Origin of the sequence: Metabacillus herbersteinensis (assembly GCF_042433335.1) — a bacterium.
In the GTDB taxonomy this organism is placed as follows: Bacteria; Bacillota; Bacilli; order Bacillales; family Bacillaceae; genus Metabacillus; species Metabacillus herbersteinensis.
This window is the reverse complement of record NZ_JBHLVO010000058.1, coordinates 1-7984: the sequence shown is the minus strand read 5'-3', so window position 1 is coordinate 7984 and position 7984 is coordinate 1. Positions and strand designations below refer to the sequence as shown.

9 protein-coding genes and 1 pseudogene are annotated in these 7984 nt (G+C 36.3%); 8 read left to right on the top strand and 2 right to left on the bottom strand.

What is annotated here, in order from left to right; genetic code table 11:
* The first annotated feature begins 379 nt into the window (after window positions 1-379).
* The 4 genes from ctaG (at window position 380) to ACFFIX_RS27165 (ending at window position 3637) form a co-directional block, all read left to right on the top strand.
* Complete coding sequence (ctaG, locus tag ACFFIX_RS27180) at window positions 380-1282, top strand: cytochrome c oxidase assembly factor CtaG (protein ID WP_378939716.1); 903 nt, start codon at window positions 380-382, stop codon at window positions 1280-1282.
* Between the two features lie 42 nt (window positions 1283-1324).
* Window positions 1325-1792: a DUF420 domain-containing protein gene (locus tag ACFFIX_RS27175; protein WP_378939714.1), complete on the top strand. Its 468-nt coding sequence runs from the start codon at window positions 1325-1327 to the stop codon at window positions 1790-1792.
* A 139-nt stretch (window positions 1793-1931) separates the two neighbouring features.
* Window positions 1932-2441, top strand: coding sequence for a GNAT family N-acetyltransferase (locus ACFFIX_RS27170; RefSeq protein ID WP_378939712.1), 510 nt, complete (start codon window positions 1932-1934; stop codon window positions 2439-2441).
* A 20-nt stretch (window positions 2442-2461) separates the two neighbouring features.
* Window positions 2462-3637, top strand: a complete 1176-nt coding sequence (locus tag ACFFIX_RS27165; RefSeq protein WP_378939710.1) for a GNAT family N-acetyltransferase — start codon at window positions 2462-2464, stop codon at window positions 3635-3637.
* A 59-nt stretch (window positions 3638-3696) separates the two neighbouring features.
* Here ACFFIX_RS27165 and ACFFIX_RS27160 read toward each other — a convergent pair whose 3' ends face one another.
* Window positions 3697-4053 carry a YugN family protein gene (locus ACFFIX_RS27160; RefSeq protein ID WP_378939708.1) on the bottom strand — a complete coding sequence of 119 codons (357 nt, stop codon included), beginning with the start codon at window positions 4051-4053 and terminating at the stop codon, window positions 3697-3699.
* Between the two features lie 317 nt (window positions 4054-4370).
* On the opposite strand from ACFFIX_RS27160, the gene ACFFIX_RS27155 reads away from it, so the two are divergent.
* Together ACFFIX_RS27155 and ACFFIX_RS27150 are read left to right on the top strand one after the other, a co-directional pair.
* The gene (locus ACFFIX_RS27155; RefSeq protein WP_378939706.1) at window positions 4371-4796 is read left to right on the top strand and encodes a CBS domain-containing protein; all 426 of its coding nucleotides are present in this window, start codon (window positions 4371-4373) and stop codon (window positions 4794-4796) included.
* A gap of 186 nt (window positions 4797-4982) precedes the next feature.
* Window positions 4983-6027 (top strand): annotated as a pseudogene (locus ACFFIX_RS27150) (CAP domain-containing protein).
* Between the two features lie 235 nt (window positions 6028-6262).
* Here the strand turns inward: ACFFIX_RS27150 and ACFFIX_RS27145 are convergent.
* Entirely contained in the window at window positions 6263-6751 is a 489-nt protein-coding gene (locus tag ACFFIX_RS27145; RefSeq protein WP_378939705.1) for a PaaI family thioesterase, read from the bottom strand.
* Between the two features lie 222 nt (window positions 6752-6973).
* Here ACFFIX_RS27145 and ylbD point away from each other — a divergent pair, with 222 nt between their 5' ends.
* Together ylbD and ACFFIX_RS27135 are read left to right on the top strand one after the other, a co-directional pair.
* On the top strand, window positions 6974-7372 hold the full coding sequence (gene ylbD, locus ACFFIX_RS27140) for a spore coat protein YlbD (RefSeq protein WP_378939703.1): 399 nt from the start codon (window positions 6974-6976) through the stop codon (window positions 7370-7372).
* Between the two features lie 12 nt (window positions 7373-7384).
* On the top strand, window positions 7385-7624 hold the full coding sequence (locus tag ACFFIX_RS27135; RefSeq protein ID WP_378939701.1) for a YlbE-like family protein: 240 nt from the start codon (window positions 7385-7387) through the stop codon (window positions 7622-7624).
* Window positions 7625-7984 lie beyond the last annotated feature (360 nt).

The window sequence follows — 7984 nt, the reverse complement described above, 5'->3', positions numbered from 1 at the left end:
AAAGTAATTTCATAAACTTTCGAACCGCCGTATACCGAACGGTACGTACGGTGGTGTGAGAGGTCGGCGCGGTAACGCGCCTCCTACTCGATTGATAGATAGAAAGTATAAAATTTGATACTAAGTCTGCGTTTCGCAAGTCCAGCTCCAGCGCCTATCCCCGACGCATAGGACGTGCTAGTGCAGTTACAGCGACAGGACGTCGCGGTTGTAACTGCCTCGACGTCATATGTCAATTTAGAATCGTCTTATGCTATGCCTAAGGCTGAACAAGGCGCTTGCGCTTTTTAATAATAACTGTCATAGAACGTTCATTGATAGCTGCTCTAGCGAGGTGTATAATAAGCGTTGTAGGATTAGCGTAAGGAGTTGAAAAATCATGGGCTTTGAAATATTTGGATTTCGCGCGTTATGGAGTCCTTACTTTTTTATATTTGTCGCTCTCGTAACCGTTTTCTATTTTGTACTAATTGGTCCTTGGCGTGCTAAGTTCACTGGCAGTGAACCAGTTTCTAGAAAGACAAAGCTACTCTTTGTCTCTGCAATGATATTATTATATATTAGCAAGGGTAGTCCAGTTGATTTATTAGGTCACATTATGTTTAGTGCACATATGACGCAAATGGCGATCCTTTATTTAGTTATTCCCCCATTGTTGGTCGTGGGAATTCCAGTCTGGTTATGGAGATCAATCATTTATCGTCCAGTTATTAAACCCATTTTTACTTTCTTAACAAAACCATTGATCGCATTAATCATTTTTAACGGAGTATTTTCACTTTATCATATTCCTTTAGTCTTTGACTTTGTTAAAACTGCACCTATCTATCATACGCCGATGACGATCCTTATTTTCATTGCGGCACTGTTGATGTGGTGGCCACTTTTAACACAGCTTCCTGAATGGAACTCGTTAACTGGAATTAAAAAAGTAGGGTATATTTTTGCAGACGGAGTTCTCTTAACACCTGCATGTGCTCTAATTATTTTTGCAACAGATCCACTGTATTTAACTTATTCCGAGCCTCAAGCTTGGATTAATGCTCTTCATTTATGTGTTCCCTCTGATATGCTTGCGAGCTTATCGTTAACGGGTCCTGATATGTTTAACACATTGCCGCTTGTAGAAGATCAACAACTAGGCGGAGTTGTCATGAAAATTATTCAAGAAATTGTATATGGGACAATTCTAGGGTTTATTTTCTTTCAGTGGGCCCGCAGAGAGAGAGAACAAGACGAGTTAGAAGCTGTGAGTGAGTTTACTCCCAATCCAGTAAAATAATAACTATAATTTAAACTTCTTTTGTTAGAAAGGAATTTAACAATGAACACATCCTTACCGTTATTACCGACAATAAGTACGACATTTATTATGCTTAGTTCGATTAGTGTTGCGATAGGTTGGTATTTAATTAAGCAAAAAAAGATTGAAGCACATAAAAAGACAATGTTAGTTGCTGCAGTATTTGCGATTATTTTCTTTATTCTTTATGCCTCAAGAACCATTTTTATCGGTAATACAGCTTTTGGTGGTCCTGACGATATTAAGATTTACTATACGATTTTCTTAATTTTTCATATTACCTTAGCAACTGTAGGTGCTGTTATGGGGATTATTTCTTTAATCACTGGATATAAAAATAATCTTGCAAGGCATCGTAAATTAGGTCCAATTACAAGTGTTATCTGGTTTTTTACAGGAATAACTGGTCTTACGGTTTATTTACTGCTTTATGTTTTCTATCGTGGAGGAGAAACAACTTCAGTAATTAAAGCGATATTAGGCTTTTAAACATATTTTAAAGGTGACTTAGAATAAAATATTCTAAGTCACTTTTTTTTATAGAATCAGAAAGTATAAACAGTTTAAGAATAAGTGTGCGTTTTGGAATCCAGCTCCAGCGCTTTTTATTATGAGGGGAGAGATTATTTTGATCGAAATCATCACAGATCGACTATTGATCATCCCGTGTTCACTTGATATAGCGAAGTCATTAATTTTTCACCGGAAAGAACTTGAACAACGATCCCCAATTGAAATTCCTGAAACCTGGCCTTCTCCATTTGTTAAAGGTGTTTTGCCACTCTATATCGAAAAGTTAGAAGTAGATGAAAGTGAATATGGATGGGGATTATGGTTAATTATTCTTTATGATGAAAAACGGATTATAGGGGATTTATTTATGCAAGGAAAGCCCACTAAAGAAGGTATGGTAGAGTTATGTTATCATATTCATGAAAAACATCTAAATTCAAGTATTTCTTTTGAGGCTGTTGATGCATTCATCGAATGGTTAGTCATTCAGAAAAAAGTAGTGAAAGTTAAAATGGAATGTAATGAACAGAACGTGGATTCCATCAGGCTTTATGACAAATTAGGTATGATTTGCACGGAAAAAGAGGGAACATTTTTAATGTGGGAGCTTCAAAAGAAAGAGTAGCCATAAAGGAGAAATGTGACGTGATACGAGTAGTAGAAAAACAAGAGTATGATCAAGTTCTGGAATTATCACAATATGCCTTTCAATATTCGCTGTCAAATGATGAAAAAGAACAAGCCAATTCACGTCTTCAAAATCAATACATATTAGGTGACTTTGAAGAGGAAAAATTAACTGCAAAACTACAAATCCTTTCGTTTCAAGTGATCATTAATGAAACTTTATTTAAAATGGGTGGTGTTGCCTCAGTTGCGACTTGGCCGGAAGAAAGACGGAATCGCAAAGTTGCCAAGTTAATAGACGAAGGATTGAATTGGATGAAAGAAAATGGTTACCATCTATCCTATCTTCATCCGTTTTCAATTCCTTTTTATCGTCAATTTGGCTATGAATTAATTTGTTCACAGCAATTTTTAACCATACAAAAAGAAGATTTGCAGTTCTTGAAAAAAGATAAAGGCCGAATTCAAAGAGAGAAAATGGAGCAGGCCTTACCCCTTCTGAAAAAAATATACGGAGAATTTAGTAAAAGCTTTAATAGTATGTTAGTTCGCGAGGATCTCTGGTGGGAAAATTCTGTAATTAAAAAAGATGCTAGCATTGTTTTTCATTATAATCCAGATGAAAAAGAAGACGGATATATGATCTATAAGGTGAATGATCGAAAACTAACGGTGTATGAGATCGTAACGTTAAATGAAGAGGCTAAAAGGGGATTTTGGAATTTTGTTTGTCAGCATGATTCAATGGTTGATGAAGTAAAGTGGATTACCTATGAAAAGGACTTCTTTTCGTTCTATTTGGCTAATCCAAGAGTGAAGACAGAAATTCATCCTTATTTTATGGCAAGAATCATTGATGTTGAATCGTTTTTATCTCTATATCCATTCCAACCTTCTGATAATGAACCATTAATTCTTCATGTTTATGATCCTGTTGCGTCTTGGAACAATGGTACTTACTTCATTGAAAACAATTCTGTGAAGTCGTTTAAAAACACAGAAAAAGGTACTTGTGTACATCCGCCAAAAAAAGGTCTACAAATTGAGATCGGAATATTAACAGCTTTGTTGCTAGGGTATAAGAAACCGTCTTTCTTATATAAAGCTGGAATGATCAAAGGAGACCTGAATGACATTGCGAGGTTAGAAAAGATAATCTCTGGTAATGAATCAGTACTATTTGATTTCTTCTAAATTAGAAAAAACTGATAGACCCACTAATGGGATCTATCAGTTTTTTTCAGATGTTTTGACTATTGCAGCTTGCTTACTTCTTCTTTTAATTGTTTCATAAGGTTTTTACAAGTTGTTACGATTGAACTTGGAAATGCTTCGCCTTCTCCGTATTCGATGCCATGTGGATAATAGTGCTTCCCTAGTAAAGGAGTCATTAGTTTAATAATTGCATGTCTACCACCTATATCTCCATCAACTGCATATCCTTGAACACGTAGGTAAAAGGTTTCATCCAAGTTTTCAATCTTACGGTCGTAAGTAACTCGCTCATAATCCCACTGCCCTGCACGAACTAGACCTAGTTCGTCCATTATTTCATCTAAACGAGAAAGCTCAACTGACAAGCCTTCTAAACCTGTGGATTCCATTTTCATATGTATTTCCCTCCTAAAGCCTGTAAAAATAAATGTTAAGCGCTTAAATTAGATAAACTCTCTTGTTTAATAATAGTACGAAAGCTATGAAGTTGCAATGTTTCAGCGACATTTTAAAAGGTACAATTTTATGACGTTTTCCGGCTTAAATTTTCTTATTTTGGTAAAACTAACGTGGAAGTTACTTCACCTACATATGGATCACTTATTTCAATGCATTTTTTCGTACCTAAATAGGTAGGATATGTGAATGGTGGAACGTATGGACACTACTAGACTCAACTGTTTATTGGAAAATAGCAAAGGAGGTAATAAAGATGCAAAAGGTTAGAGATGTTATGACTGCTCAAGTTGAATATTGTACACCTCTAGACAATGTCTTTGAGGTCGCTTTAAAAATGAAAGACCTTGATGTTGGTGCAATTCCAATTGTTGAGAATGATAAAATTGTTGGTATGATTACAGATCGAGATTTAGTTGTCAGGGGAATTGCTGAAAAACATCCGGGTTCTAATCAAGTTACAAATGTCATGAGCGATAATCTTGTTACCATCAAACCAGAAGCCTCTCTAGATGAAGCTGCTCAACTTATGGCAGATCACCAAATTAGACGATTACCTGTAGTTGAAAACGGAGCACTTATAGGAATGGTCTCACTTGGAGATTTGTCTATTAATTCAAGAACAGATGATGAAGCAGGAGATGCACTCTCAGAAATTTCAGAGGATCATCACAATCTTTAGACACCTTACAAGGGTGTCTATTTTTTTCTTAGCGTGAGTTTAAGCGCAATCGTTGATAAATCATGACTTTTCTGTTTAAATGTCTCATGTAAGGGAAATACTATTTAAAAAAGATTTAATAGAATATTGTCTACTATTTTTCATATAATACTAGAAATAACCCGGAGAATTGGGAGGCTACAAAGGTTGAAAATACTTTTAAGAACAGTCCTTATCTTTTTTATTATTTTTCTTACATACACATTGTTTATTCAATTCGGAGATTTTACACCCTTAGAACAACTTGAGGAAGAAAAGGTTCAAATTTCAAATGAAGAGCTACCTGATGAAGATATTCAATTACCAGACTCAGGATTGCTATCATTAGTAGGTAAAAACACTGCTGAATTAACAAAGTTAGTAGGAGAACCAAGTCGAATCGATCCTTCTGCCTATGATTATGACTGGTGGATCTTTGAGCAAGACCAGAATCAGTATATGCAAATAGGTGTATTAGAAGATAAAGTCGTAACTGTTTTTGGAACAGGTTCTTCTTTAAATGCTATTCCTTTTAAAATTGGACAGCCTGTTAGTGAAATTTTTAAAATAGCACCTGTTTCTCCTAGTTTAACAATTGACCATGAAGGAAACTCATACCGCTTTGAGTTTTCAGAGGAAGATATGAATACTAGACCTTCTGTAAAGATGGGTGATATCTATGTACAACTGTATATTGATAAGTTCGACGGAACCTTGTCGAGTGTTCGTGCAGTTGATAAAGAGACCTTTATTAAACAACGCTCCTATGAGGTTGTGTTCCGAGGCGAATTGATACAGCCTCAAGAAATTGATGAGGAAAAGTGGGAGAGAATCGAAAGTGGTTCTGAGAAACAAATTTTAGCGATTTCAAATATGATTCGAAAACGCCATTCAGTACCTCCTGTAGAATGGGATGAAAAAACAGCAGAAGTCGCTTTTTTTACACAGCCAAGATATGAAAGATAATAATTATTTTTCTCACGAATCACCAACAAAGGGCACGCTCGTAAACAGGTTAGCAAAAGGCGAAGTGGTGTACGAGATGGCTGGTGAGAACATTGCAGCTCAGTACGTTGATGGTATCGCTGCTGTGGAAGGCTGGCTAAATAGTAAAGGACATCGTGAAGCGCTACTAAACGAGGATTTTACACATTTAGGTGTTGGTGTTGACGAATTATATTACACGCAGAATTTTATAAAGGGATGGGAATAAGAAGTACAGGTAAATTATAGAGGCTGACCCGAGGTATTACCCTTGTGTCAGCCTTTTTTCTTATAATCTTCTATACGCACGACGTTCGGCATAAGGAATGCATAATGAACAAATTAACACTTTTTTTCCTTTGTCATCCCTGAGTTTTGAGCACTAGAATGTTTTTTTATGCAAATACTACATTTCTTTTTAAAGAATGAAAAAACATTTTGCGGCTTACTCCTTTGTTGAGCTACTATTGTTTACGATCAATAATGAAAAAGCTTGCTGTACTATGAGCAATTAATTTTCCGTCATCGCGAAAAACTTTCCCCTCAGTTACCATCGTCTTACTGCCATGATGGATAATTGAAGCAACACATGTTAGTTCCTTTCCAATCCCAGGTGCTACATAATTAACTTTTATCTCAGTAGTTACTGCTGCTTTTTCGGGTGGAAGAAGATGATGAACAACAGACCCCATTGCTGAATCTAACATCGTTGCAGTAATACCACCATGTACAATATCTAATGCATTTTGAATTAAAGGAGTGTTTGGTATTTTTAACACAAATTGATTGTCTTTAAATTCTCCTTCTGCGTGCAGGAGCGCACCTATATAAGAACCGTTCTTTTGTTCTTGCTTTCGTTGAAATCCTTGAAGTAATAAGTGAAGAGTTTCTTTTTCCTCATCAGTCGCTTTTTCAATAAGTTCAGTTGTTAATGCAAGTAATTTCTCATTCATTATGTATCGTTCCTTCCTTTTTCCTAAGATTAGTTTATCAAAGTATTCCTTAAACTGACAATGCTTTCATTTATATTGGTATCAGAATTTATATGAACTTAAGAATTAATATGCTTGTCGAGGCTGACCAAGGCGCTTGCGCTTTTTATGATAAATTGGGCGAACATTTTTAATGAAAATTTATAGGATATAGTAGGCATATGTGACGTAGGGGTGATGAAGATGACAATAAAAAAAGCGCATCCATCTGTTGAGCAATTTAAAGATTTTGTAAAAAAACACCCAAAGTTAGTTCAAGAAGTTCGCAAAGGGAATAAAGAATGGCAGGAAGTTTATGAGGATTGGTACTTACTTGGAGAGAACGATACCGTTTGGAAGCAATACAAAACAGATCAAGAATCCGAAGAAACAGTCGAATCAGAAACAAAAGCTGATTTTATGTCGCAGATGGTAACAGCTGTGAAAAAAATGGATATGAATCAAATGAATCATCACATTACTAACATGAGTAGCACAATCTCAACGATTCAGAATTTATTTCAGCAATTAGGACTCTCAAAAGGTTCAAGCGGCAGCACTAGCTCAGGCAATCCAGGCCCTTTCTCATTCCGAAAAGATTAGAGGTTGAATGATTTGAGAAAAGAAATACAGGATCATGTTGCATCTAGCAAAGAACTTCGAGCATTTATTCGAGAGCAGCCATATTGGTACCGTCGTTTATCAAGAAACCCGAATGACACAGAAAGCATGCATATTGAAATGATGAACTATTATCAAAAAACAATTCCACATAGAGTAGCGCAATTTTCAAATTCAGTACAAATGGCTTCAATGATGTTAGGGATGTTTCAAGCAATGAGACAACAAGACTGAACAAAAGCGGAAGCGCCTTGATCAGCCCCGACCAGCATAAGACGATTATAAATAGAAGGCGCTTTTTGCCCTCAATTTATAATTGGCTTATGACCTCGAGGCAGTCAAAAACGCGACGTCAATCGCCATGACTGCACTAGCACGTCCTGTGCGTCGGGGCTAGGCGCTGTAGCTGGATACAGAAACGCATATTTTATCTTATAAATTAAACTAATTTGGTAACTGAAACGACTATTTTATGTCGTTTTTTTCTATGTGTGCCAGGCATGGCAGCGATCTAGGTGGTGAAAGTCCACTGTGGGGGTACACATCAACCAACCACTAAGGAAGCGCAAGGTACTTACCGTGAGGTAAGGGCTG